We start from the raw sequence: 26126 nt of genomic DNA, 5'->3' as shown, positions 1-26126 counted from the left end.
CGGCGGAGGCCCCGCCGCGCGTCAGCGCGAAGCCAGTGCGTGCGTATCGGTGTCGCGGGTGTCGCGCGTGCTGGCGTCGCCGTTGTCGGCCGTCTGCGTCGTGTTCCACACCACACGGTCGTTGACCGCGTACAGCCGGCACGCGCCCGCGCCTTGCTTCGCGCAGTTGTCGAGTGCGAGTGCCATCGGATCGTCGCCGCCTTCCGCCCACGACCAGGCGCCTTCGGACGACACCGCGAACGCGCGGCTCGGATGCTGGTTCAGGAAGCGGCGATAGCCTTCGCGGCCGGCTTCGTCGACATACGGCACCGCGCTGACCGCATCGATCGACGCGTAGCCGGTGGCCTTCGGTTCGTGCGGGTTCGCGACCGCATAGTGCACCGAGGTCGGCAGGTTCAGTTGCGCGAGGAACGCGCTGACGGCCGGCCACCACACGGGCACGCCGTCGCGATCGACGATCAGCCGGTGCGCGTCATCCTTGTAGCGGCCGAAATCGATGAACTGCGCCTGCGTGCCGTGCGACACGTACGCGTCGTGCATTTGTGCGACGAGTGCGGGCGTCCAGACCGAATCGTTGTCGCCGTACAGCCACAGCGAGCGCACGGCCGTGTGCGCGCCGTACTGGTCGAACGCATCGACGAGGTTGCGTTGCCAACCGTCGCACAGGTCCTGGCGCAGCCCGCCGGAGAAATTGATGATGCCGCGCACGCCCGGTGCGGCTTCGGTGCCGTACGCGACCGATGCGAGGCCGCCGTGCGACGTGCCGGCGACGACGATGCGCGACGCATCGACGTACGGCTGGTGCGACATGTAGCGCACCGTCGCGTCAACGTCGGCGGCCTGCGCGAGGCCGTTCTTGCCGACGTTGCAGCCTTCCTGCTGGTACGTGCCGCCCGAGCCGGCGAAGCCCTGGCGGTTCGGCGCGATCACCGCATAGCCGCGACGCACGAATTCGCGCGCGAACGCGAGCGGCCGGCTGCGCGGCTGAAGATGGAGATCGCCGGTGTTCTTGCCGTGATTGAAGACGACGAGCGGGAACGGGCCGGGGCCGTCCGGCTTGAAGAGCGTCGCCTCGAGCGTGATGGAGCCCGAAGCATCGGCCGGGATGCGGAGAATCTGTTCGTTGAGGTCGGCCGCGACCTGCGGCAGGTTCGAGTCGCCGTAATCGAAGCGCTCGGCATGGGCGAGCGACCCGCTGGTGCCCGCACCCGTATTTGCGTTCGGCAGCGTACCGGCCTGAGCGGCCGACAGCGCACAGGCCGCCATCCATCCCACCAATACCTTGCTGAACGCCATTCGTAAGCCCTGCCATGCAACATGACCAATTCGAGGTCATCGTAGCCCGACAAAATCGGGTTGTGCAATGCGGGAATTACCCGGCGTCTGACACAGCAACTATTTGTCAGCGTTCACTTACTTCGCCGTCGACATAGCGCCAGAAACCGTGCTCGTCGCGCTCGAAACGGCTCGTCTCGTGGAGCCGGTAAGCGCGTCCGCCGACCTTGTAGCGGGCCACGAATTCGACCTCCGCGTGGCGTTCGTCGAGCGGTGCATGGCGTTTGACCGCGAGGCCGAGCCAGCGCGGCGCGTCGGGTGCTTCGGGGTCGGTATCGAGATCGGGCGGGCAGGTGCGCGCCGCCCAGGTCGCGCGCAGGTAGTCGGTCGCGCCGAGCACGTACGCGCTGTACCGCGAACGCATCAACTCGAGCGCGGTGGGCGCGGTTTCGCCGCCGTCGATGAAGCGGCCGCAGCAGGCCGCATAGCGCGGCGTCGGCGCCTTGCCGGCGGGTGAGGGGGACGCGCCGCCGCACGGGCACGCGTCAGGTCGGTTCAAAATCATGCGAAACGGGAATTAACGACGATCGGTTGTCGGTTCGGCTCACCAGCTCAGCTCGATGCCGTCGTACTGGAAGAAGCGGCCATTGGCCTGCGACACGTCCGAGCCGGACTCGGCGATCACGCGGCGCATGCCGGTCACGCTGGTTTCCGGGTCGATCGCGGCCTGCGCGCCGCCCATGTCGGTGCGCACCCAGCCGGGATGCAGCGAGATGCACGCGGCATGGCGCGTCTGCAGCGACGCGATGCGCAGCGCGTCGTTCAGCGCGGCCTTGCTCGCGCGGTACAGCCAGCCGGTCGTGCCGGTCGCCTCGGCGATGCTGCCCATCCGGCTCGACACGACGGCCAGCACGCCGCGTGCGTCCTCGACGAGCGGCAGCAGGATCGGCAGCAGCTGCATCGGCCCGCGTACGTTCGTGTGCATCACCGCGTCGAAATCCTCGGCGGTGATCGTCTCGACGCCTTCGGTGCGCGGCCCGTACACGCCCGACACGAGCACGGCCGCATCGAGCCGTTCGCCATCGAGCTTCCAGCCGAGCGCCGCGATCTGCTCGGGCTGCGCGATGTCGAGCGCATGCGCCTGCGCACCGAGCGCGCGCAGCGCGTCGAGCGAGGCTTCGTCGCGCGCGGTGGCGATGACGTTCCAGCCGTCGCGCCGGTATTGCCGGACGAATTCGCGGCCGAGGCCGCGCGATGCGCCGACGATCAATACGGTTTTCATGCCCGTCGCTCCTTTCCGTGGCGCCGCCCTGGCGGTGCCGGTGTCAGATCCGTTCGATGCGTGTCGCGGCCGCGTGGCGACGGCCGCCCGGCGGCTTTCGCGTTACTTCGCGTCGTCGCAGGGCTTCAGCGTGGCGGCGACCGCCTGCGCGACGCCTTCGAGCCGCGCGGCGTCCGCCGCGATCATGTCGTTGTCCGGCGCATGTTCGCCGCCGGCGGTGAGGGCGGCCACGCAGCGCTTGTAGGTCTCGTCGAGCGCTTCGAAGTTCGACACGGCCATCCCGAGGTTGCGCATCCGGCCGTCGTGCACGCCGTACACGAGCCCGTGCACGGTGAGCGACTGGCCGCGGGCCCATGCGTCGTTGACGATCGTCGTGCGGCACACGTTGACGACCTGCTCGATCGCGTTCAGCTCGATCAGGCGGCGATAACGCGCTTCGCCGACCGGCCAGTCGTCGAGCAGCGCCGCGTGGCGCTCGCGCACGTCCTGTACGTGATGCAGCCAGTTGTCCGCGAGGCCGACACGGCGGTTGAGCAACGCCGCGTTCACGCCCGAGCAGCCGTAGTGGCCGACGACCATGATGTGCTTCACGCGCAGGATGTCGACCGCGAACTGGATCACCGACAGGCAGTTCAGGTCGCTGTGCACGACGACGTTCGCGATGTTGCGGTGCACGAATACTTCACCCGGCGGCAGGCCGATGATCTGGTTCGCGGGCACGCGCGAATCCGAGCAGCCGATCCACAGGTATTCCGGCGCCTGCTGGTCGGCGAGGCGCGCGAAGAACTGCGGATCGTCCTCGAGCTTGCGCTTGACCCAGGCTTCGTTGTTGTCGAACAGATGTGAAAGCGGATTGTCTTGGGTGTTCATCGGTGTGGCTTCCGTTGGCGGAAATCGGGTCTGTATCTGATTCGGTGTCACCGGCGTCAGGCAGCGCGCTGCGCGTCGCCTTCGCCGTCGTTCTGGTCCGTCGCGCCGAAGCGCGCGGGGTAGCGCACGCTGAAGCGCAGCGATGCGTCGTACGGGTAGAAATCGGGCAATTCGCCCTGCAGCAGCTTGTCCTTGCTCGCCTGCCACAGCGCGGGATCGAAAAAGTCCGCGTGATGCTTCATGAACACGCCGCGCACGCGCGGGTCGCCGAGCAGGAACGGTCCGTAGGTCTCCGGAAAGATGTCGTGCGGGCCGACGGTATACCACGGTTCGCCGGACAGCTCGTCTTCCTCGTTGCGCGGCGGCGGCACGCGGCGCACGTTGCAGTCGGTCAGGTACTCGATCTCGTCGTAGTCGTAGAACACGACGCGGCCGTGGCGCGTGACGCCGAAGTTCTTGTACAACATGTCGCCGGGGAAGATGTTCGCCTTCATCAGCTCCTTCACCGCGTTGCCGTACTCCTTCACGCCGTGCTCGACGTCCGCGTCGCTGCCGTTCTGCAGGTACAGGTTGAGCGGCGTCATCCGGCGCTCGATGTACAGGTGCTTGATCACGAGGTTGCCGTCCTCGTACTCGAGCAGCGACGGCACTTCCTTCTCGAGCTCGCGCACGAGCGCGTGGTCGAGCCGCGCGAGCGGCAGCGCGACGCTCGAATACTCGAGCGTGTCGGCCATCCGCCCGAGACGGTCGTGGCGCTTCACGAGCTGGTACTTCTCCATGATCTGCGCGCGCGTCGTTTCCTTCGGCGGCGGGAAGTAATCCTTGATGATCTTGAATACGTACGGGAACGACGGCAGCGTGAACACGAGCATCACGAGGCCCTTGATCCCGGGCGCGATGATGAAGCGGTCGCTCGAATGCGACAGGTGGTGCAGCAGGTCGCGATAGAACAGGTTCTTGCCCTGCTTCTGCAGGCCGACCGACGTGTAGATCTCGGCCTTCGGCTTGCCCGGCATGATCGTGCACAGGAAGTCGACGTACGCCGACGGCACGCCCATGTCGACGAGGAAGTACGAGTGCGAGAAGCTGAAGATGATCTGCAGCAGGTCGCGGCGCAGCAGCACCGTGTCGAGCGCGAGCAGGCCCGGCCGCACGTGGCGGATCGGCACCGCGAACGGCAGCACGCGATCGGCATTGATGATGCGGCCGATGATGTACGCGCTCTTGTTGCGGAAGAACAGCGACGACAGCACGTGGATCTGGAAATTCGGCGCTTCGTCGAAGCGGCCGAATTCGTCGTCGATCGCCTGCATCACGCAGCCGATGTCGCGCGGGAGATCCTCGAACGCCGGCTCGAGCTGGAAGTTCGTGACGATGCGCTCGAGCGTGGCGGCGAGCCCGTCGGTGCCCGGATAGTACGCGCGGTAGGTCGGCTTCGCGGCCGGCTCGTCGTTCTCCAGATACTCGGTCGAGATCGCCGGGCGCACGAAGATGAAATCGTTGCTGAAGTACGAGCGATGCAGGATCTTGCAGCACACCGAATTGAAGAAGGTCTCCGCGCACTCGGGCTGGCGGTGCGACGTGAGCAGGCCGATGTAGTGCAGCTTGATCTGTTGCCACACTTCGTCGTCGATGTTCTCCGCGTCGTATTCGTCTTCCAGCACCTCGACGCATTCCTGCACGCGATCGTCGTACGACGTGATCCGCTCGCGCGCGAGCCGCTGCAGCCCGTGCCAGTCGGAATGCTCGTACAGCGTCTTCGCCTCGACCGCCGCCTCGCGGAAGATCCGGTAATGGCGATCGAAGTATTCGAGCATCGTCTGCGCGACGTCGAAACCGATCTGCGACGACAGCAGTTTGGGGAAGTGATTCATCGCGTGCAGGCTCGTTCGGGAGGGGCTGTAAGCACTCGCCATTTTAGCGCCCAAGTCGGCGTTTCAATGACTTTCGGGGTGACGCGCCGGCGGCCGTCAATCGGCGCGTTGTTCGCCGTTGCGTGCGGTTCGGTGCATCTTCGCGTAAAGATACGGGTACGGAACCGATTCTGGCACGAACTTTTTTTGACCGCCCGGCCGCCGCCGGGCACGCGTTTCGCGCGACGGCGATAGAATCGACGCAACGCCCGCCGTGCCTGCCGCCGGCGTGCATCCGCACCGATAACGACGAGACGCCCCACCGATGAACGCACTGGAACACCAACTCGACTACCCCTTCGCCGATACGCTGCCCGCCGCGGGCGACACGTTCGAGGTCGCGCCCGGCGTGCGCTGGCTGCGCATGCCGCTGCCGTTCTCGCTCGACCACATCAACCTCTGGCTGCTGCGCGACGAGATCGACGGGCAGGCCGGCTGGACGATCGTCGATTGCGGGATCTCGTCGGACGCGATCCGCACGCACTGGGAAAAGATCTTCGACACGCATCTCGACGGCCTGCCCGTGCTGCGCGTGCTCGTCACGCACTGCCACCCCGATCACTTCGGCCTCGCGAACTGGCTGTGCGAAGGCGGCGACCAGGGCCGCTGGAACGTGCGGCTGTGGATGACGCTCGGCGAATACATGTTCGGCTGCCTGATGGCGGCCGGCAACGGCTCGAACGCGGGCGGCGCCGCAGCCGCCGATCACTTCGCGCGCCACGGGCTCACCGATCCGGCCGCGCTCGACAAGCTGCGCAACCGCCGCAACTACTACTCGGATCTCGTGCCGGCCGTGCCGCCGCGCTACCGGCGCCTGCGCGAAGGCGATGCGGTGACGATCGGCGCGCGTACGTGGCGCGTCGTCACGGGCTTCGGCCATTCGCCTGAACATTGCGCGCTCCACAGCGAAGCGGACGGTGTGCTGATCTCCGGCGACATGGTGCTGCCGCGCATCTCGACGAACGTGTCCGTGTTCGACCTTGAGCCCGAAGGAAACCCGCTCGCGCTGTACCTGCAGTCGCTCGGCCGCTACGAGACGATGGCGCCCGATACGCTCGTGCTGCCGTCGCACGGCAAGCCGTTCCGCGGCGTGCGCACGCGCATTGCCCAACTGCGCGAACACCATGACGCGCGGCTCGCGGAAGTGCGCGTCGCGTGCGCGGAGAAGCCGATGAGCGCAGCGGACGTCGTGCCGATCATGTTCCGCCGCCGCGAGCTCGACATCCATCAGATGACGTTCGCGCTCGGCGAGGCGCTCGCGCACCTGAACCTCCTGTGGCTCGCGGGCGAACTCGTGCGCGAGCAGGGCGACGACGGCGTGCTGCGGTTCCGCACCGCCGGCTGACACCGCTTCGTTCTCCTCATGCGACGGGTTCGTAGCGCCACCCGTCGCGATGCCATTGCATCGTGTGCGTCGGGTCGAGCGCCGCGAGAAACGCGGTGTCGTGCGATGCGATCACGATCGCACCGGGGAAGCCGGCCAAGGCGGCTTCGATCGCACGCACCGATTCGAGATCGAGATGGTTGGTCGGCTCGTCGAGCAGCAGCAGTTGCGCGGGCGTGCCGCGCCACAACGCGCATGCGAGCGCGGCCTTCAGCCGTTCGCCACCACTCAGTTGTCGCGTCGGCTGCGTCGCGCGCGCCGCGTCGAGCTGCAGCAGCGCGAGCCGGCTGCGCAGGTCGCCTTCGGCGAGCGGCGTATCGAGCAGCCCCAGTTGCTCGACGATCGAGCGCTCCGGATCGAGCAGTGCGAGCCGCTGGTCGAGATACGCGGTGCTCACGTGCGTCGTGCAGGCGCCTGAGTGCGGCGCGAGCTCGCCCGCGAGTATCCGCAGCAGCGTCGATTTCCCGCAGCCGTTGGGGCCCGTCAGCGCGATGCGCACGGGGCCGCTCGCCGACCACGTGATCGCATCGGCCGCGCCGGCGATGCGCCATGGCAGTTGCGCGCGTTCGAGCGTGAACAGCTGGCGGCGCGCGCTGACCTCGGTGCCCGGCAGCGACACCAGCACGGGCGCATCGGCTTCGACGCGCGCGGCCGCCTGCTGCACGCGTTCGTCGAGCGTTACCTTGAATTCGTTCTGGTGGCGCCGGACCTGCCCCATGATGTTGCGCGCCGCGCCCTTGCGGCTCTGTTTTGCCATCGACGACAGGTTGGCCGTCTTTGCATCGCGCAGCGATGCGGCCGCGTGGCGCTGGATCGTGTCGTGTTCCTGTTCGAGCCTGCGCCTGACGCGTCCGCGTTCGGCTCGCGCGTTGTCGAGCGCCGCTTGCGCGGCATCCTGATCCGCGTCGCGCTGCGCGCGGTAGAACGCGTAGTTGCCGCCATACGAGCGCACGCCTTGCGGCGTCAGCTCGACGACGCGCTGCACACCGGCGAGCAGCGCACGATCGTGGCTCACGATGACGAGGCCGCCGCGCCAGCCGTCGAGCGCCGCGCGCAACCATGCACGGCCCGGCGCATCGAGATGGTTGGTCGGTTCGTCGAGCACGAGCAGCCCGGCACCGGACAGCAACGCGCCGATCAGCGCGACGCGCGCGAGCTGGCCGCCGCTCAGTGCGCGTGCGGGCGTGTCGGGGCGGACGTCGTGCAGGCCGGCCGCGTCGAGGGCCGTGCGCAGCCGTTCGGCGAGATCCCAGCGATCGCCGATCAGGTCGAAGTCGTGGGGTTCCGCGCGGCCTTCCGCGAGACGCGCGAGCGCGCCGAGCGGCGCATCGAGCGCGGCGATCTGCGAGACGGTTAGCGGGTTTGCCTTCGCGTTGTCGTCGTCGTGCTGCTGCGCGACGTAGACGACGGGCGTGTGCCGCTCGATCGTCCCCGCGCCCGGTGCGCGGCGACCCGCGATCAGTTGCGCGAGCAGGCTCTTGCCGATGCCGTTGCGGCCGACGATGCCGGTCGGCGTGCGATCGATGGACAGGTCGAGCAAATCGAACAGCGTGACGCCGTCGTCGAAGCGGAAGGAAACGTGATGAAGCGCGACGAGCGCGCCGGTGGGCGTGGCTGCAGCCATAAGCACCTCCAAAAATGCGTGAAGACCTTCGCGCGCGGCGTGCGTGGCACGGGCGGCGAAAACATTTCGGGAAGGCTTAGTTGTTCACTTTGGCTGGCGTCCGGTATGAGGAATAGGCGCGCAGTGTAGCAAGCGAAACGCGCGGGCTGCAAGCGAGCGGCGCGAACGCCGTCGCTTGCGCGCCACGCGCGGTTACTGTACGGCGACCGTCGTGAAGTTCTGGCGTCCGAACGGACTCACGTGATAGCCGCTCACGTTCGTGCGCGTCAGTGCCGCGGCGGTCGGGTAGCCGAGCGGGATCCACAGCGCCTGGTCGTGGATGATCTTCTGCGCCGATTCGTACAGCTTCGCGCGCTTGGCCTGGTCCGCGGTCGACTTGCCGTCGGCGATCAGCTTGTCGAGCTGCGCATCGCAGAAGCGCGCGAAGTTGATGCCCGACTTCACCGCGTTGCAGCTGAACAGCGGCGACAGGTAGTTGTCCGGATCACCGTTGTCGCCGGCCCAGCCCATGAACAGCATGTCATGCTGGCCGAGCTTCGCCTGCTTGATCAGTTCGCCCCATTCGATCACTTTCACTTCCGCCTTCACGCCGATCTTCGCGAGGTCGGCCTGCAGCAGTTCCGCGCCGACCTTCGGGTTCGGGTTCAGCACGCTGCCGGTCGGGCGCGTCCAGATCGTCGTCGAGAAGCCGTTCGGGAAGCCGGCCTGCGCGAGCAGCTGCTTCGCCTTCGCGGGATCGTACGCATACGGCGAGACGTCCTTCGCGTAGCTCCACGTGTTCGGCGGATACGGGTTGTTCGCGGCCGTCGCGGTGTTGTCGAACACGACCTTCAGGTAGGTCGCGCGGTCGAACGCGAGGTTCAGCGCCTCGCGCACCTTGTCGTTGTCGAGCGGCTTCTTCTGCGTGTTCAGCGCGACGAACGCGGTCATGAACGCGGGCGTCTGCACGACCTTCAGCGCACTTTCGCCCTTCGCGGCGAGCACATCCTGCGGCTTCGGCGACAACGCGATCTGGCATTCGCCGGCCTTCACCTTCTGCAGGCGCACCGACGGGTCGGGCGTGATCGCGTAGATCAGCCGGTCGACCTTCGGCTTCGCGCCCCAGTACGCCGGGTTCACGTCGTAGCGGATCAGCGCGTCCTTCGTATAGCTCTTCAGCATGAACGGGCCCGTGCCGACCGGCTTCGCGTTCAGGTCGGCCTGCTTGCCGGCCTTCAGCAGCTGGTCCGCGTATTCGGCCGAGTAGATCGAGGCGAAGCCCATCGTCAGGATCGGCACGAACGTCGCGTTCGGCTCGTTCAGCACGAACTTCACCGTGCTGTCGTCGACCTTCGTGACCGATTTGACGAGCTTCACGAGGCCCATCGACTGCGCGTGCGGGAAGCCGCTCGCGCCGGCCACCTTGTGCCACGGGTTCGAATCGTCGAGCATCCGCGTGAACGTGAACACGACGTCGTCCGCATTCAGCGTGCGGCCCGGCTTGAAATAGTCGGTGGTCTGGAACGCGACGTTCGGGCGCAGGTGGAACGTGTACGTGAGGCCGTCGGCGCTCGCTTCCCATTTGTCGGCGAGCGCGGGTACGACCTTCTTCGCGGCTTCGTCGTAGGACACGAGCGTGTTGAAGATCACGTCGGCCGACGCGTTGGTCGTGACGAGCGAGTTGTACTGCACGACGTCGAAGCCGTCCGGGCTCGATTCCGTGCAGACGGTGAGCGGCTTGGCGGCGGCGAGGCCGGGGGCGGCGAGGGCGGCGGCGAGCGTGGCCGCGGCGAACAGCTTGACCTGCATAGGATCTCCCACGTGGCTTGTGTTTTTTGCTGGGTGACAGGATGCGGGCGCGGCCCGGAAGCGGGTGGGGCCGGCGCGGCTGGCGAATAGCATACCGTCAAAGCGCGCGGCGCGTGAAAAAAGGCGACGGAACGCGGGTAATTGACCGAAAAACGGCTGCGTTCGCGACGGAATGGGTGTTCGGGCGGCGAGCGGGGGGAGGGCGGCGGTGAGCGCAGGCGCGTCGGCGCTGGGGACGCCGGACAGCGGCGCGGCGGGGAGAGCGCGGGAGCGGTGCGGCCGTGCCGCGAATCGCAGTGTCGAAGCCGTCAGGCGTCGGTGAGGAGAAGCAGGGAAGCGGCCCGCGATGCTTCGCGCGGGCCGGTTGGCCGATCAGTGCGCGCCGGCTTTCGGCTTGCGCGGCGCCTTCTCGAACAGGCGATCGTACAGCCAGCGCGGCAGCACGTGCAGCACCTTCGCGACGACACCCATCTGCCACGGAATCACGCGGAACGCGTGCTGCCGCGCAATCGCGCGCGCCGCGCGTGCGGCGAAGCGGTCGGCGTCCATCAGGAACGGCATCCGGTACGGGTTGTGCGCGGTCATCGGCGTGCGGATGTAGCCGGGTGCGATCGTCACGACGCCGACGCCGGCCGGGCGCAGCTCGACGCGCAGCGCTTCGAGATACTTGATCGCGGCCGATTTCGACGCGCTGTACGCGCCGGAGCCCGGCAGGCCGCGCACGCCGGCGACACTCGCGACGCCGACCAGCGTGCCGTGGCGCGCGGCCGTCATCGGGCCGACGAACGGCTCGAACGTCGCGACCATCCCGTAGTAGTTGATGTCCATCACGTTGCGGAACGTCGCAAGATCACCCTGGCCCGTGACGGCGCCCTGGCTGATGCCCGCGTTCGCGATCACGACGTCGGGGCAGCCGTGCGTCGCGATGAACGACGCGGCGGCCGTCGAGAGCGCGTCGGCGTCGCGCACGTCGGCGGAATAGACGGAGATGGACAGCTTGGGGAATCGCCGCGCGAACGCATCGAGTGCATCGGTGCGTCGCGCGACGAGGGCGAGCGTGGCGCCCTGGCGGGCGTATTCCTCGGCCATCGCGAGGCCGAGGCCGCTCGACGCACCGGTGATGAAGACCTTCAGCGGAGTAGTCATGCCGGTGCGCGGACGGGGATCAGAGCTTCTTGTCCTGAACCTGCTTCACGAGGAAGTCGAGCACCTGGGCCGTGCCCGGGATGCTGTTCGTGTAAGCGGGGCCCGTCTTGTACTTGCCGTTGACGACGACCGTCGGCACGCCGTCGATCGCGTAGTCCTTCAGCAGCTTGGCCGACTGGTTCACCTCGCCCTGCACGCTGAACGAGTTGTACGCGTCCATGAACTGCTTCTTGTCGACGCCCTGCGTGGCCAGGAAGTCGGCCTGCGCCTGCGGCGTCAGCAGGTAGTTCTTCTGCTTGTGGATCGCGTTGAAGATTGCCGGCGTGACCTTCTCGGAGATGCCGAGCGCGGACACGGCGTAGTACAGCTTCGAGTGCGGGACGAAATCGTCGCGGAAGGCGACCGGCACGCGCTTGAAGTCGATGTTGTTGCCTTGCTTCTTCACCCAGGCCTCGATCGTCGGCTCGAATTCGTAGCAGTGCGGGCAGCCGTACCAGAAGAACTCGATCACCTCGACCTTGCCGGCCGGCGCGGACACCGGCTGCGGCGACTTCATCACCTCGAAGTCCTTGCCGGCGACCGGTGCGGCGGGCGAAGCCTGGGCCAGGCCGGCAGCCAGGCCCAGGGACAGAAGGAGCGTGCTAAGCAGTTTTTTCATGTTGTGAACGTCGAATCAGTTGCTCGGGTTACGGAACGTAACGGGTTCTGCGTGGGCTCGGCCGGTTGGCTTACTGCTTCGTGAAGCGGATCACCGCCGTGTCGACACCTGCATCGGACAGGCGCTGACGGGCCGAGTTCATCTCCTCGAACTTCGAGAACGGGCCGACGCGCACGCGGAAATAGGTCACGCCGCTGACGTCGCGTTTCGATACCTTCGACTCGAAGCCCTGGAAGCCGAGGCGCGCGCGCTGCTGCTCGGCGTCGCCTTCGGTCTTGTAAGCGCCCACTTGCAGGAAGTAGCCGGTGTTCGCGTCGTTCGCGGTCGGCGGCTTCGCTGCTGCCGCGGCAGCCGACGACGTCGGCTTCGGCGTGTTCGCGGCCAGCTGCTGTTGCTGCTGCTTTTGCGCGGCAGCCTGCTGCGCCTGCTTCTGCGCGGCGAAGCGTGCGAGATCGTCCTCGCCGCCTTGCTGCTGTTGCTGCGCCTGTTGCGTCTTCTTCGGCGGCGGCGTGGTGTCGGCCGGCTTCGGTGCGACGGCGACGCCGTTGCCCGACGACGTATTGTTCGACGCGGTCGTGTTGCTCGAGCTGCCGGTGTTGTTCGAGCCGCTCGACCCGTTGGCCGACGGCGGCACTTCGACGATCTGCGGCTCGGGCAGCAGGCCGCCCTGGGTCTGGTTCGCGGCCTGGCCGGGCGCGGTGTTCGGCGGCGCGGGCTGCGCGGCCTGCGGCACCGGCTGGCCGGGCGTCTTGCCCTGCAGCGCGCGGTTCGGGTCGAACTGCTGCGGCTGGCTCGCGCCGTTGTCGGCCGGCGGCGGTGCGACCTTCGACACGAACGGCGACGGCGAGCGCGTGATGTAGAGCGCCACCACCACGGCGATCGCGAGGCCGACAATCAGGCCCAGCACGATTCCAAGAAATGTCCCTCCGGCTTGTTTCGATTGCTTCGAAGTTCGGCGTGGTTGTGCCATTGCTTGAGTTACCTGCAAAAAGAATCGTGAAAGGGCCGCGGCGGGCGCGCCTGTGGCGGGCGCTGCCGCGGCCATTCGCTGCCCGGATCGGGCCGCTTACATCGTTACATCTTGGCGGGCGCGGACACGCCGAGCACCGCCAGACCGTTCTCGAGCACCTGCCGGGTCGCGGCGAGGAGCGCGGCGCGCGCATTGCGCGGCGCTTCGTCGTCGACCAGCACGCGCTCCGCATTGTAGAACGAGTGGAATTCGCCAGCGAGGTCGCGCAGGTAGAACGCGACCGCGTGCGGCGCCAGCTCGTTCGCTGCGTGCGTGAGCATGTCCGGATACTCGGCCAGCTTCTGCATCAGCGACGTCGCCTGCGCGCTCGTCAGCTGCGACAGATCGGCGCCCGGCAGCTGCGCGACGTCGACGTTGTAGCGCGACTTCAGTTCGTTGAGCACCGAGCAGATCCGCGCATGCGCGTACTGGACGTAATAGACCGGGTTTTCGTCGTTCTGTTTCAGCGCGAGGTCGATGTCGAACACGAACTCGGTATCGGCCTTGCGCGAGATCAGGAAGAAACGCACCGCGTCACGGCCACGCGTGATGGTCGCCTCGTCGATCAGGTCGGGCGCCGCTTCCTGGCCCGCCGCCGCGCCGCCCGACCATTCGATCAGGTCGCGCACCGTCACGTAGCTGCCCGCGCGCTTCGAGATCTTCACTTCCTGGCCGTCGCGCATCACGGTGACCATCTTGTGCAGCACGTAGTCGGGATAGCCCTTCGGAATCCCGATGTGCAGCCCCTGCAGGCCGGCGCGCACGCGCGCGATCGTGCCGTGGTGGTCCGAGCCCTGGATATTGATCACCTTCGTGAAGCCGCGCTCCCACTTCGTCACGTGGTATGCGACGTCCGGCACGAAGTACGTGTACGTGCCGTCCGACTTGCGCATCACGCGATCCTTGTCGTCGCCTTCGTCGGTCGTGCGCAGCCACAGCGCGCCGTCCTGCTCGTAGGTCATGCCGGCCTTGACCAGCGCGTCGACCGTCTTCTCGACACGGCCTTCGCTGTACAGCGACGACTCGAGATAGTACTGGTCGAACTTCACGCCGAACGCTTGCAGGTCCATGTCCTGCTCGCGACGCAGGTAGGTAACCGCGAACTTGCGGATCGCGTCGAGATCCTCGACGTCGCCCGTGCCCTTGACCGGCTCGCCGTCCGACGCGGCGACCGTTTCGCCGGCCAGGAAGTCGCGCGCGATGTCGGCGATGTATTCGCCGTTGTACGCGGCTTCCGGCCAGCCCGCGTCGCCCGGCTTCAGGCCGCGTGCGCGCGCCTGCGTCGAGATCGCGAGGTTGCCGATCTGCACGCCCGCGTCGTTGTAGTAGAACTCGCGATGCACCGCGTAGCCCTGGCTCGCGATCACGTTCGCGAGCACGTCGCCGAGCGCGGCCTGGCGGCCGTGGCCGACGTGCAGCGGGCCGGTCGGGTTCGCCGACACGAATTCGAGCAGCACCTGCTTGCCTTTCTCGCGATCCGACGTGCCGAACGCGCGGCCCTGGTCGAACACGGCGGCGATCACCGCCTGCTTCGCGGCGGCCGACAGGCGCAGGTTGATGAAGCCGGGGCCGGCGATCTCGGCGGCTTCGACGAGGCCTTGCGCGCCCGGCTGGGCGGTGAGCGCCGCGACGATCTGCTCGGCGAGCTGGCGCGGGTTCGTGCCGAGCGGCTTGGCGAGCTGCATCGCGACGTTGCACGCGACGTCGCCGTGCGCGGCGACTTTCGGGCGCTCCAGCGTGATGGTCGGGGCGACGGACGCCGCGTCGGCGCCTTTCAGCGCGTGTGCGACCTGCTTGACGCTATCCGCGAGCAGGGCTTCGAGGGTCTGTTTGTGTGCTGGCAGCATGCTGGTAGAAGGCTTCGTTGGTGGCGGCCGGAAACGCCGGCCCGCCGGCGCGCTTTTTAAGCGCGCGTTTCAGGGATCGCAGAATTTTAACAGGTGCTAATATGCCGCTCAGGCGGCCCGCGTCCGCGAGGCCGGACGCCGGTCTGCCGGCGTTCCCCAACCGCGCCGCGCAGGCACAACAAGATGAAAAGGGAATTGTCATGATTACGTTCAAGAGCAAGGCGGCACAGGATCTCGACGTGCTGAAGGATTTCGCCGTGTATGTGCTGGGTCTCGTCGGCAAGCAGCTGGGCGAGCGCGGTGTGATTACGCACGACGAGCTGGACCACGCGATCGCCAAGCTGGAAGGCGCCGTTGCACAGGCGAAGCAGGAACGCGCCGAGCATGCCGGCCATTTCCACGAGGACGAAGCCGACCACGCGCACCACGAAGTGCCGCCGAGCCTGGCACAGCGCGTCGCACCGTTCCTCACGATGCTGCGCGAAGCGAAGGCCGGCGAGGCCGACGTGCACTGGGGCTTCTGAGCTTCCTTGCCCGCTATCCGAAAGGATCGAAAGGCAGAAAAAAGCCCGCTTCCGAGCGGGCTTTTTCTTTTGTCTTACAAAACGGTGGCGGCGAACGATCATGGGCCCGATAACGAGCCGTCCGCAGCTCGCCTGCATTGACGGAAAGAGCAGAATTTCCTTATAATTCAACGCAAGACTATGTGAAAGCGGGTGCGAAAACATAGCGCCGCCCGAGTTCTCGGGCCCCACCTGGAGTGGGTACTCCGTCGAGAGGCGGAAAGAGAATCCCGCATGCGACGGCTGCCGAGAGGCAGCCGTTGGTTTTTCTACGCCCGGATCTTGCGGCCTTCCAGGCTCGCGCGCAGCAGCGTGCGCAATGTCACCTTCCGGGCTTCCCGCTGGCGTCTCGTCAGGTCGCCATCCAGCATGTACGCAGACTGCACCCGCAGGATGAGCCGGCGTTTTCTGGCCCGGTCCTTCGAAACCTCGAAGAACACCGCGTACACGCGTGGCATACCGTCCGACGACACTGCCTCCACCGTCACGAAATTGGGTTGCCGTTCGTTCGCAACGACGATCCGTCGCGTCGCCAGCCCGGTAATCACGTCACGCAACAGTTGCCGCGATGCCCGATACCGATCCGCGCAGAGCACGCGCACTTCGCGGCCGTCGTCGTAGATCTCGTCGGCCGGAATGGCGTCGCGGGTACGCGGGTCCCACTTGAAGCTGCGCGTGAAGCAGTGGCAGGAGAACAGGACAAGAACCGTCACGTCGAATCCGGTTTCCAGGTTGCAGGTGAAGGTCAACGGACGCAAGTGGCTCAGATCCCAGCGTTCGCCACGGTAGCGCATCGGCGGGATTGGAACGGTCTCGTCGATTGGTGTTTCGGTGATCCGGATCTCGAAGGTCTGCATGGCGGGGCGAGGTTCGGGCTGGGGACGGAGCATCGATGCGTCCGTGCTAGAGCGCCCGACGCTTCTGCGGTGACGATGCCGATTATTGAGATTAGTTATCCTGATTGATTGTCGTGTTGTGCAACACGCCCCATGACCGGGGCGCGTTGTGGCGAGGTGCGGCGCAGGCGCCGCGGTTCTGTCGGTTACAGCTGCGGCGCGAGCGCGCGGCGCGCGTCGTCGAGCGACAGCGCCATGCGCTGCGCATAGTCCTCGAGCTGATCCTGTCCGATTTTGCCGACCGAGAAGTACGTGCTGTCCGGATGCGCGAGGTAGAAGCCCGACACGCTTGCGGCCGGCAGCATCGCCAGCGAGTCGGTCACGCTCATGCCGATCTCGTCCGCGTGCAGCACGTCGAACATGTCGCGCTTTACGAGGTGGTCGGGGCAGGCCGGGTAGCCGGGTGCCGGGCGGACGCCCGCGTATTTTTCCGCGATCAGCGCGTCGTTGTCGAGCGTCTCGCCGCTCGCGTAGCCCCACAGCTCGCGGCGCACACGCGCGTGCATCGCTTCGGCGAACGCTTCCGCGAAGCGGTCGGCGAGCGCCTTCAGCATGATCGCGCTGTAGTCGTCGTGGTCGGCTTCGAACTGCTTTTCCTTCACGTCGACACCCAGGCCGGCCGTCACCGCGAACATCCCGATGTAGTCGGCGACGCCCGATTCCTTCGGCGCGATGAAGTCGGCGAGCGAGCGGTTCGGCCGCATCACGCCGTCGACCACCGGGCGCACGCTCTGCTGGCGCAGGTTGCGCCACGTCATCAGCACTTCCGAGCGCGATTCGTCGCTGTAGATCTCGATGTCGTCGTCGTTGACGGTGTTCGCCGGCAGCAGCGAGATCACGCCGTTCGCGGTCAGCCAGCGGCCCTGGATCAGGCGCGCGAGCATCGACTTCGCGTCGGAGAACACGCGTCGCGCCGATTCGCCGACGATCTCGTCGTTCAGGATCGCCGGGTACGGGCCCGCGAGATCCCAGGTCTGGAAGAACGGGCCCCAGTCGATGTAGTTCGCGAGTTCGTTCAGGTCATAGTTCTTGAACACGCGGCGGCCGATGAATTTCGGCTTCACGGGCCGGTAGCCTGCCCAGTCGACCTTCGTCTTGTTCGCGCGCGCCTGCTCGAGCGTGACCATCGGCTGCGCCTTGCGGTTCGCGTGCTGGTCGCGGATGCGTTCGTAGTCGGATTTCAGCTCGTCGAGGTACTTCGCCGCGCCTTCGTCGGACAGCAGGTTCGACGCGACCGACACCGAGCGCGACGCGTCGGGCACGTAGACGACCGGGCCTTCGTAGTGCGGCGCGATCTTCACGGCCGTGTGCACGCGCGACGTCGTCGCGCCGCCGATCAGCAGCGGAATCTTCTTCACGCGGAAGTAGTCGTCGCGCTGCATTTCGGATGCGACGTACGCCATTTCCTCGAGGCTCGGCGTGATGAGGCCCGACAGCCCGATGATGTCCGCGCCCTCGACCTTTGCTTTCGCGAGGATCTCGTTGCACGGGACCATCACGCCCATGTTGACGACTTCGAAGTTGTTGCACTGGAGCACGACCGACACGATGTTCTTGCCGATGTCGTGCACGTCGCCCTTCACGGTCGCGATGACGATCTTGCCCTTAGCGCGCACGTCGCCGCCCGCTTCCGCGAGCAGGCGCTTTTCTTCCTCGATGAACGGAATCAGGTGCGCGACGGCCTGCTTCATCACGCGCGCCGATTTCACCACCTGCGGCAGGAACATCTTGCCCTGGCCGAACAGGTCGCCGACGATGTTCATCCCGTCCATCAGCGGGCCTTCGATCACGTTGATCGGACGGCCGCCGGCCGCGTCGATCTTCGCGCGCACTTCTTCGGTGTCCTCGACGATGAAGGTCGTGATGCCGTGCACCAGCGCATGCGAGAGCCGCTTCTCGACCGGCTGGTTGCGCCACTCGAGGTTCTCTTCCTTCTTCGCGCCGCCCGCCTTGAACTTGTCGGCGATCTCGAGCAGGCGGTCGGTGGAATCGTCGCGACGATTCAGGATCACGTCCTCGACGCGCTCGCGCAGCTCGGCGTCGAGATCGGCGTACACGCCGAGCTGGCCCGCGTTCACGATGCCCATGTCCATCCCGGCCTGGATCGCGTGATACAGGAACACGGTGTGGATCGCCTCGCGCACCGGGTCGTTGCCGCGGAACGAGAACGACACGTTCGACACGCCGCCGCTCACCTTCGCGTACGGCAGGTTCTGCTTGATCCAGCGGGTCGCCTCGATGAAGTCGACCGCGTAGTTGTTGTGCTCCTCGATGCCCGTCGCGACCGCGAAGATGTTCGGGTCGAAGATGATGTCTTCCGGCGGGAAGCCGACTTCGTTCACGAGGAAGTCGTACGAGCGCTTGCAGATTTCGGTCTTGCGTTCGTAGGTATCGGCCTGGCCGGTCTCGTCGAATGCCATCACGACGGCGGCCGCGCCGTAGCGGCGGATCAGGTTCGCGTGGTGACGGAACGCTTCCTCGCCTTCCTTCAGCGAGATCGAGTTCACGATCGCCTTGCCCTGCACGCACTTGAGGCCGGCCTCGATCACGTCCCATTTCGACGAGTCGATCATGATCGGCACACGCGCGATGTCCGGCTCCGATGCGATCAGGTTCAGGAAGCGCACCATCGCCGCCTTCGAATCGAGCATCGCCTCGTCCATGTTGATGTCGATCACCTGCGCGCCGTTCTCGACCTGCTGGCGCGCGACGGCGAGCGCCTCGTCGAACTGGCCGTTGAGGATCATCCGTGCGAACGCCTTCGAGCCGGTGACGTTGGTGCGTTCACCGACGTTGATGAAGAGCGTCCCGGACGTGACGTTGAACGGCTCGAGGCCGGCAAGGCGCATCATGTGATCGGTCATGGCGGTGCGAATTCTTTTGATGAAGGACGTGGGGCGGTCGGGTCAGGCGTTGTCGCTGTACTGGTTCGGCCAGCGGCGCGGCTTCACGTCGGCGAGCGCCTTCGCGATTTCGGCGATGTGTTCGGGGGTCGTGCCGCAGCAGCCGCCCGCGAGGTTCACGAGCCCGGCCTGCGCGAATTCCTTCAGCAGGCCCGACGTGACGTCCGGCGTTTCGTCGAAGCCCGTGTCGCTCATCGGGTTCGGCAGGCCCGCGTTCGGGTAGCACGACACGTAGGTGTCGCACAGTTTCGCGAGCTCGGCGATGTACGGGCGCATCAGCGCCGCGCCGAGTGCGCAGTTCAGGCCGAACGTGAGCGGCTTCGCATGGCGCAGCGAATTCCAGAACGCCTCGACCGTCTGGCCCGACAGGATCCGGCCCGATGCGTCGGTGACGGTGCCCGAGATCATGATCGGCAGGCGCTCGCCGGTGTCCTCGAACAGCTCGTCGAGCGCGAACAGCGCGGCCTTCGCGTTCAGCGTGTCGAAGATCGTCTCGACGAGGAACAGGTCGACGCCGCCGTCGAGCAGCGCCTTCGCCTGCTGGTAGTACGACGTGCGCAGCTCGTCGAACGTGACGTTGCGCGCGCCCGGATCGTTGACGTCCGGCGAGATGCTGGCCGTCTTCGGCGTCGGCCCGATCGCGCCCGCGACGAAGCGCGGCTTGTCCGGCGTCGCGTATTTCGCGGCCGATTCGCGCGCAAGCTTCGCCGATTCGACGTTCATCTCGACGACGAGATCTTCCATCCCGTAGTCGGCCTGCGCGACGGTCGTCGCGCCGAACGTGTTGGTCTCGACGATGTCGGCGCCGGCCGCGAAGTACTGGTCGTGGATCTCGCGGATGATCTGCGGCTGCGTGATCGACAGCAGTTCGTTGTTGCCCTTGATGTCGCGCGGGAAATCCTTGAAGCGCTCGCCGCGATACGCGGCTTCGTCGAGCTTGTAGCGCTGGATCATCGTGCCCATCGCGCCGTCGAGGATCAGGATGCGCGATTTCAGCAGCGCGGGCAGGGCGGCGCCGCGCGTGTAGGGCGCGTCGAGCGGGGCGGAAGCGGCGAGAGGAGTCGCAGACATGGGCGAAAGACCGGCGAAGACGGGAAAACCGCCATTGTAGCCGGTGCGCCTGGGTGCCGCCCGGCCTTGCGCGGCGGCGGCCCGCCCGCCAAATGAAAACCCCCGCCGGCGGACCGGGCGGGGGTGTGATCGGAGTGCTCGCGGCGCCGCGTCGATGCGCGGCGAAAGGCCCGGCCGCACGAGGCGCCGGGCAACGGGTCGTCAGTGCAGCACGACGGGCATCATCATCAGGCTGTCGAATTGTCCGAGGAATTCGTCGACTTCGTCGAGCGACGGCTCATCCTCGATCAGCTGTTTCACGTGTGCGCGGAATCGTTCGGCAAGTTCGCCGTCGATGAAGATCTCGCGCTGCGCGTTCTTGTCGACGATTTCGTATCCGCCGGCATTCATCAGGTGATGACCGGCCTGCGGCGCAAATTCGACGACGCAGTAGTTGGGGCTGTTGTAGATCATTTGCATGGCGGCACTCCTCTTCGCAGTGGCATCTGGCCTTGTTGTCCCCTAGGTGGGGCGAGCCTTGCCGGTTTCAAGGGGCTTGCGCTGCACACCCCGTTCCCGTTTGCGTGGGGTGTATCGGTTAGAAGCCGATGTCTATGAAACGTTTCTCATTGTCTGCCGGTGGACGGAAATAGTTGTTAAAGAGTGTCATCGGCCATTTCAAGGAAATCTGTAGTCGGTCGAAATTGCCGAATCGTGCGCGTTCACGCGCGAGTTCACTGTGTGACAGTCGAAGATGCCGGCGGTGCAGCCGGTTGTGCAGTTGGTTGTGCGGGCGGTTGCACGGCGGCCGGCGGCGCGGGTTGTGCCGGTTCCGCGGCCGGTGCGGCCGACGCATCGGCCGCCGGTGCGCCGGCGGGCGCGTTCGTTGCGCCGCCTGCAGGCGCGACGTCGGCAGGCACGTTCGGCGCCGCCAGGCGGCCATGCCACACCAGTTCGATCTGCGCGCCGCTCGGCTCGGTCTGCATGAGTCGCGCGGGCAGCCAGCCGAGCGAGGGCGCGAGCCACATGTCGATGCGGCGCGTGTCGCCGTCGCGGCGCGGCAGGCGCATGAAGTGCCGTGCGTCGATGATGCCGGCCTGCGTCTGCACCTGCTCGTCGCCGATCACCGCGATCGGCCAGGTCTCGCCGCTGTTGTTGTCGATCACGAAGAACTGCTGCGTGACGCCCGGCTTGTACGCGGACGGATTGCCGCGCACGAGCCCCGACAGCTGCATCAGCATGCTGAAGCGGTCCTGCACGCCGTCAGGCAGCGGCGCGTTGTTCGGCGTGCGCGTGAACACGACCTGCCGGATCTCGCGGTTGAAGATCGCGATGTCTTCCGGCCGCTTGCCGCGCTTCTCGACGTAACGGTCGGGCGCGACGCCGAACGCGTCGATGCGGCCTTCGCTGCGATAGGTGAACGGGCCGACGAACGGCACGGGCATCGACACCGACAGGTCGTACGTATGCCCGTCCGTGCGCCAGCGGATCGTGCCGATCGTGTTCTGCATGCCGTTGTAGAACGTGTCGTACTGCAGGTCGCCGGACGGCGGCGCGGCGAATTTCACGCCGCTCGTCGCGGGGCCGGGCGTGGCGGCGCTGCTGGCGCCGGCGGCCGACGCGGCGTGCGCACCCGATGCGCCGGATGCGCCCGATACGCCGCTTGCGGCGGATGCGGCAGCCGGCGGTTCGCCGTGCTCGGCCGTCTGCGTCGACGTGAGGACCGGCTCGGGCTTCGGTTCGGGCTTTGGCGCGGCGGCCTTGGGGGCGGCCGGCGCAGGCGCGGCCGGATGCTCGACCGGCTTGGGAGCAGGCGGCGCGGGCTGGCGCTCGATCGGTTGCGCTTTCAGCAGTTCGATCTGGACGGGGATCTCGGCCGGCGGCGGCGTGAACGCATCGCGGTTGCGCATCAGCCAGAACGCGGCAAGTGCGTGCAGCACCAGCACGACGACGAGCGCGACGGCCACGCGCAGCCAGCGGCGGGGCAGGGCGTGACTCGGGCGGATGTCGGCAGGCGGCATGGGCATCGGAACAGGATCGGGGCGGTCGCGTGACGTCGGGCGCACGGCGCGCCACAGGAATCGGACTGCCGGATGCGCCGCGCGTTCGCGCCGCGTGACGTGGGGCGAGTCGGTGGGGCGAATCCGGTGCGTCAGGCGTCGCGTGCGTCGGGACTATAGCCGAGTTCGTAAGACAGTTTTTGCGCGCACGCGCGCAGCGCGGTGTCGATCTCTCCGCCCCACGCGATGTCGAACGAGCCTTCCTGGCCGAGCGCGACGATCGCGAGCGCGAGTTCGCCGACCGCGTCGAACACGGGCATGCAGAACGCGTGGATCGTCGGCAGCAGCATCCCTTCGACGCGCGCGGCCTCGTGCTTGCGCACGTCGGCAAGCACCGCGTCGACCTCGTCGAGCGTGCGCGGGCCGCCGTGGTGCGGCGAGCGGCGCGTGTCGGCGAGTTCGCGCTCGAGCATCGCGGCGGTCTTGCTGCGCGGCAGGTACGCGGCGAACAGCAGGCCGGTTGCGGAGCCGAGCAGCGGCATCACGTCGCCGAGCTTCAGCGACGCCTTCGCCGGGTGGCTCGACTCCATCCAGTGCACGATCGTCGGCCCCTGGTTGCCCCACACCGCGATGCCGACCGTCTGGTCGAGGCGGTCGCGGAATTCGGTCAGCGCGATCCGCGCGAGCTTCACGCCGTCGACGCGTGCGAGCCGCGCGAGCCCCATCTGCAAGGCGAAGCCGCCGAGCTCGTAGCGCCCGGAGACGGGGTCTTGCGACACGACACCGAGCCGCGAGAAGCTGACGAGGTAGCGGTGCGCCTTCGCGGGACTCATGCCCGCGCGCTGCGCGAGATCGCGCAGCATCATCGCGCGCGGCTCGCTCGTCAGCACGTCGAGCAGGCGAAAGCCGACCTCGATCGACTGAATGCCGGAACGGACCTTCTCGCCGTTCTCGCCGGAGGTGGCGTCGTCGGTGTCGGAGTCGGCGAGATCGTCGTCGGGAAGCGGGTTGGCGGGCATGGGCAACGGGTGCGCGAGAATGCGGCAGGAATCGGGGTGAAAACGGCAGGCGCGATCGTCGCGCGCCGCATGGATTCACCATCGTAAAATAGATTCCCTCCATCGTCACTACAACGCCAGAGTCCCCCTATGAAACTTGCTTCGCTGAAGGACGGCACGCGCGACGGCCAGCTGATCGTCGTGTCGCGCGACCAGCACACCGCGGCGATCGCCGATGCGATCGCGCCGACGCTGCAGCGCGTCCTCGACGACTGGGCGTTCTACGCGCCGCAGCTGCGCGAACTGTACGACGCGCTGAACCACGGCCGCGCGCGCAATGCATTCGCGTTCGATCCGGCCAACTGCATGGCGCCGCTGCCGCGCGCGTTCCAGTGGGCCGACGGCTCCGCCTACGTGAACCACGTCGAGCTCGTGCGCCGTGCGCGCGGCGCGGAGATGCCGCCCGAGTTCTGGACCGACCCGCTGATGTACCAGGGCGGCAGCGACGATTTCCTCGGGCCGCGCGACGACGTCGTGTGCCCGTCGGAGGAATGGGGCATCGATTTCGAGGCGGAAGTCGCGGTGATCACCGGCGACGTGCCGATGAGCACCTCGCCCGACGCCGCGCTGAAGGCCGTACGCCTCGTCACGCTCGTGAACGACGTGTCGCTGCGCAACCTGATTCCGGCCGAACTCGCGAAGGGCTTCGGCTTCTTCCAGAGCAAGCCGGCCACCGCATTCGCACCGGTCGCCGTGACGCCCGACGAGCTCGGCGACGAATGGCGCGAAGGCCGCGTACACCGGCCGATGATCGTCCACTGGAACGGCAAGAAAGTCGGCCAGCCCGATGCGGGCACCGACATGGTGTTCCACTTCGGCCAGCTGGTCGCGCACGCGGCGAAGACGCGCAACCTGCGTGCCGGCTCGATCGTCGGCTCGGGCACGGTGTCGAACAAGGACGCGAAGCGCGGCTACTGCTGCATCGCCGAGAAGCGCTGCCTCGAGACGATCGAGCACGGCGCGCCGCAGACCGAATTCATGCGCTACGGCGACACCGTGCGCATCGAGATGTTCGACGCGGCCGGCAAGTCGATCTTCGGCGCGATCGAGCAGTCGGTCGCCCCGCCCGACGGCACGGCGTAAGCCGCGCGGCGCACGCGACGTACCGCGAAACCCGGCTTCGGCCCGCGCGCCGGGTTTCGCCTGATGTTTGACCGCGCGGGCTTGGCTACACTCGACTCGAGAGCCTCGAACAAGGAGCGGCACATGGCCGATCTCGCCGCGTACGGCGGTTACGAAGCATTGAAGGTGACGCGCCGCGACCACGGCGTGCTCGACATCGTGATGAGCGGCGAGGGCGCGAACCGCAGCGGCCTCGCGACCGCGAACGCGCGCATGCATCGTGAGCTCGCCGATATCTGGCGCGACGTCGATCGCGATCCCGACACGCGCGTCGCGGTGATCCGCGGCGAAGGCAAGGGCTTTTCGGCGGGCGGCGATCTCGCGCTCGTCGAGGACATGGCGAACGACTTCGACGTGCGCGCCCGCGTGTGGCGCGAGGCGCGCGACCTCGTTTACAACGTGATCAACTGCAGCAAGCCGATCGTGTCGGCGATGCATGGCCCGGCCGTCGGCGCGGGGCTCGTCGCCGGGTTGCTCGCCGACATCTCGATCGCCGCGAAGGATGCGCGCATCATCGACGGCCATACGCGGCTCGGCGTCGCGGCCGGCGACCACGCCGCGATCGTGTGGCCGCTGCTGTGCGGGATGGCGAAGGCGAAGTACTACCTGCTGCTGTGCGAGCCCGTGAGCGGCGCGGAGGCCGAACGGATCGGGCTGGTCTCGCTTGCGGTCGAGCCGGCCGACCTGCTGCCGAAGGCGTACGAGGTGGCCGAGCGGCTCGCGCACGGTTCGCAGTCGGCGATCCGCTGGACCAAGTACGCGCTGAACAACTGGCTGCGCTCGGCCGGGCCGACCTTCGATACGTCGCTCGCGCTCGAATTCATGGGCTTCGCGGGGCCCGACGTGCAGGAAGGCATCCGTTCGCTGCGCGAGCGGCGCCCGCCCGCGTTCCCCGGCGACGCGCCGTTCTGACGCGCGCTATGATCGAACCACGCGCGGCTGCGCGACGCATGGCGGCCGCCTCGCTCCCCCAGTCAACCAGGATGCCCGTATGACGACCGATGCCTCCGGCGCCAACCCTTTCGCCGGCTTTGCCGGCTTCAAGCCCGCCGACATGATGGACCGCATGTGGGACATGGTCCGGATGTCGCCGTTCGGCGGGATGACGCCGTTCCCGGGCGCCACGCAAGGGCTGCCACCGTCGCTGTCGAGCATGTCCGACATGATGTCGCCGCTCACGAACGTCGAGGAGCTCGACAAGCGGATCACCGATCTGCGCGCGGTCGAGCAGTGGCTGAAGCTCAACCTCGGGATGCTGCAGTCCGCGATCCAGGCGCTCGAGGTGCAGCGTGCGACGCTCGCGACGCTGCGTGCGTTCGGCGCGTTCGCGCAAAGCTCGATGTCGGCGGCCGAGGAAGCGGCCGTTGCCGCCGCGCAGGCGGCGAAGGCCGCGCCGTCCGGCGACGCGTCGCCGGCGCCGGATGCCGCCGATGCGCCCGCGGGCGACGCCGCGCAGCAGGCGTTCGACCCGGCCGGCTGGTGGAACCTGCTGCAGTCGCAGTTCAACCAGCTCGCGAGCCTCGCGATGGCGCAGCCGGGCATGCAGCCCGCGGCGCCGGGCGATGCGCAGCCGGAAGCGGCCGCCGCACCGGAGCCGGCCGCGAAGCCGGCGCCGGCCGCCGCCGCGCCGCGCAAGCCCGCCGCGAAGCGCGCGAAGCCGTCCGGTTCGGCCGCGGCGCGCGCAGCCGCCGCTTCGTCGCCCGAAACGCGTCCGCCGAAGCGCTCGACGTGACGCGGC

The 26126-nt window shown here is 67.4% G+C and carries 22 protein-coding genes; 5 read left to right on the top strand and 17 right to left on the bottom strand.

Going from position 1 to position 26126, the window contains the following annotated elements; translation table 11 throughout:
* Positions 1-21 precede the first annotated feature (21 nt).
* The 5 genes from KEC55_RS15345 to aceK form a co-directional block, all read right to left on the bottom strand.
* The gene (locus KEC55_RS15345) at positions 22-1296 is read right to left on the bottom strand and encodes a dienelactone hydrolase family protein (RefSeq protein WP_282506083.1); all 1275 of its coding nucleotides are present in this window, start codon (positions 1294-1296) and stop codon (positions 22-24) included.
* A 106-nt stretch (positions 1297-1402) separates the two neighbouring features.
* Positions 1403-1840 (bottom strand): YchJ family protein, encoded by a 438-nt coding sequence (locus tag KEC55_RS15340; RefSeq protein WP_282506082.1) that lies wholly within the window; start codon positions 1838-1840, stop codon positions 1403-1405.
* Positions 1841-1879: 39 nt separating this feature from the next.
* Positions 1880-2557 carry an SDR family oxidoreductase gene (locus KEC55_RS15335; RefSeq protein ID WP_175847367.1) on the bottom strand — a complete coding sequence of 226 codons (678 nt, stop codon included), beginning with the start codon at positions 2555-2557 and terminating at the stop codon, positions 1880-1882.
* A gap of 102 nt (positions 2558-2659) precedes the next feature.
* Positions 2660-3427: a carbonate dehydratase gene (can, locus tag KEC55_RS15330; protein ID WP_176049541.1), complete on the bottom strand. Its 768-nt coding sequence runs from the start codon at positions 3425-3427 to the stop codon at positions 2660-2662.
* A gap of 56 nt (positions 3428-3483) precedes the next feature.
* On the bottom strand, positions 3484-5301 hold the full coding sequence (gene aceK, locus KEC55_RS15325) for a bifunctional isocitrate dehydrogenase kinase/phosphatase (RefSeq protein ID WP_282506081.1): 1818 nt from the start codon (positions 5299-5301) through the stop codon (positions 3484-3486).
* Between the two features lie 304 nt (positions 5302-5605).
* Here aceK and KEC55_RS15320 point away from each other — a divergent pair, with 304 nt between their 5' ends.
* Positions 5606-6685 carry an MBL fold metallo-hydrolase gene (locus tag KEC55_RS15320; RefSeq protein WP_282506080.1) on the top strand — a complete coding sequence of 360 codons (1080 nt, stop codon included), beginning with the start codon at positions 5606-5608 and terminating at the stop codon, positions 6683-6685.
* A 16-nt stretch (positions 6686-6701) separates the two neighbouring features.
* On the opposite strand, the gene KEC55_RS15315 is transcribed toward KEC55_RS15320, so the two are convergent.
* From KEC55_RS15315 to argS, 6 genes are all read right to left on the bottom strand, one after another.
* Positions 6702-8348: an ABC-F family ATP-binding cassette domain-containing protein gene (locus KEC55_RS15315; RefSeq protein ID WP_282506079.1), complete on the bottom strand. Its 1647-nt coding sequence runs from the start codon at positions 8346-8348 to the stop codon at positions 6702-6704.
* A gap of 192 nt (positions 8349-8540) precedes the next feature.
* Complete coding sequence (locus tag KEC55_RS15310) at positions 8541-10136, bottom strand: ABC transporter substrate-binding protein (RefSeq protein WP_282506078.1); 1596 nt, start codon at positions 10134-10136, stop codon at positions 8541-8543.
* Between the two features lie 372 nt (positions 10137-10508).
* Positions 10509-11282: an SDR family oxidoreductase gene (locus KEC55_RS15305; protein ID WP_282506077.1), complete on the bottom strand. Its 774-nt coding sequence runs from the start codon at positions 11280-11282 to the stop codon at positions 10509-10511.
* A 19-nt stretch (positions 11283-11301) separates the two neighbouring features.
* Positions 11302-11940: a thiol:disulfide interchange protein DsbA/DsbL gene (locus tag KEC55_RS15300; RefSeq protein ID WP_176049547.1), complete on the bottom strand. Its 639-nt coding sequence runs from the start codon at positions 11938-11940 to the stop codon at positions 11302-11304.
* A gap of 70 nt (positions 11941-12010) precedes the next feature.
* A complete protein-coding gene (locus tag KEC55_RS15295; RefSeq protein WP_282506076.1) occupies positions 12011-12910 on the bottom strand; it encodes an SPOR domain-containing protein in 900 nt (299 codons plus the stop codon).
* A gap of 104 nt (positions 12911-13014) precedes the next feature.
* Positions 13015-14796, bottom strand: a complete 1782-nt coding sequence (gene argS, locus KEC55_RS15290) for an arginine--tRNA ligase (RefSeq protein ID WP_282506075.1) — start codon at positions 14794-14796, stop codon at positions 13015-13017.
* A 200-nt stretch (positions 14797-14996) separates the two neighbouring features.
* On the opposite strand from argS, the gene KEC55_RS15285 reads away from it, so the two are divergent.
* Complete coding sequence (locus KEC55_RS15285) at positions 14997-15320, top strand: DUF1840 domain-containing protein (protein ID WP_011353361.1); 324 nt, start codon at positions 14997-14999, stop codon at positions 15318-15320.
* 308 nt (positions 15321-15628) lie between these two features.
* On the opposite strand, the gene KEC55_RS15280 is transcribed toward KEC55_RS15285, so the two are convergent.
* The 6 genes from KEC55_RS15280 to KEC55_RS15255 form a co-directional block, all read right to left on the bottom strand.
* On the bottom strand, positions 15629-16249 hold the full coding sequence (locus tag KEC55_RS15280) for a hypothetical protein (RefSeq protein ID WP_282506074.1): 621 nt from the start codon (positions 16247-16249) through the stop codon (positions 15629-15631).
* A gap of 152 nt (positions 16250-16401) precedes the next feature.
* Positions 16402-19119: a methionine synthase gene (metH, locus tag KEC55_RS15275; protein WP_282506073.1), complete on the bottom strand. Its 2718-nt coding sequence runs from the start codon at positions 19117-19119 to the stop codon at positions 16402-16404.
* A gap of 42 nt (positions 19120-19161) precedes the next feature.
* Positions 19162-20229 (bottom strand): homocysteine S-methyltransferase family protein, encoded by a 1068-nt coding sequence (locus KEC55_RS15270; RefSeq protein WP_176049552.1) that lies wholly within the window; start codon positions 20227-20229, stop codon positions 19162-19164.
* Between the two features lie 201 nt (positions 20230-20430).
* Entirely contained in the window at positions 20431-20688 is a 258-nt protein-coding gene (locus tag KEC55_RS15265) for a BTH_I0359 family protein (protein WP_006477667.1), read from the bottom strand.
* A gap of 254 nt (positions 20689-20942) precedes the next feature.
* Positions 20943-22235, bottom strand: coding sequence for a DUF3108 domain-containing protein (locus tag KEC55_RS15260; RefSeq protein ID WP_282506072.1), 1293 nt, complete (start codon positions 22233-22235; stop codon positions 20943-20945).
* A gap of 125 nt (positions 22236-22360) precedes the next feature.
* A complete protein-coding gene (locus KEC55_RS15255; RefSeq protein WP_282506071.1) occupies positions 22361-23227 on the bottom strand; it encodes an IclR family transcriptional regulator in 867 nt (288 codons plus the stop codon).
* A 129-nt stretch (positions 23228-23356) separates the two neighbouring features.
* Between KEC55_RS15255 and KEC55_RS15250 the strand changes: the two genes are divergently transcribed.
* The 3 genes from KEC55_RS15250 (at position 23357) to KEC55_RS15240 (ending at position 26120) form a co-directional block, all read left to right on the top strand.
* A complete protein-coding gene (locus tag KEC55_RS15250; protein WP_282506070.1) occupies positions 23357-24349 on the top strand; it encodes a fumarylacetoacetate hydrolase family protein in 993 nt (330 codons plus the stop codon).
* A gap of 123 nt (positions 24350-24472) precedes the next feature.
* Positions 24473-25300 (top strand): enoyl-CoA hydratase/isomerase family protein, encoded by an 828-nt coding sequence (locus tag KEC55_RS15245; RefSeq protein ID WP_176049556.1) that lies wholly within the window; start codon positions 24473-24475, stop codon positions 25298-25300.
* 79 nt (positions 25301-25379) lie between these two features.
* Positions 25380-26120, top strand: a complete 741-nt coding sequence (locus KEC55_RS15240; RefSeq protein ID WP_282506069.1) for a PhaM family polyhydroxyalkanoate granule multifunctional regulatory protein — start codon at positions 25380-25382, stop codon at positions 26118-26120.
* The last annotated feature ends 6 nt before the right edge of the window (positions 26121-26126 follow it).

Origin of the sequence: Burkholderia cepacia (genome assembly GCF_029962485.1) — a bacterium.
In the GTDB taxonomy this organism is placed as follows: domain Bacteria; phylum Pseudomonadota; class Gammaproteobacteria; order Burkholderiales; family Burkholderiaceae; genus Burkholderia.
This window is presented reverse-complemented; position numbering and strand designations above follow the sequence as displayed.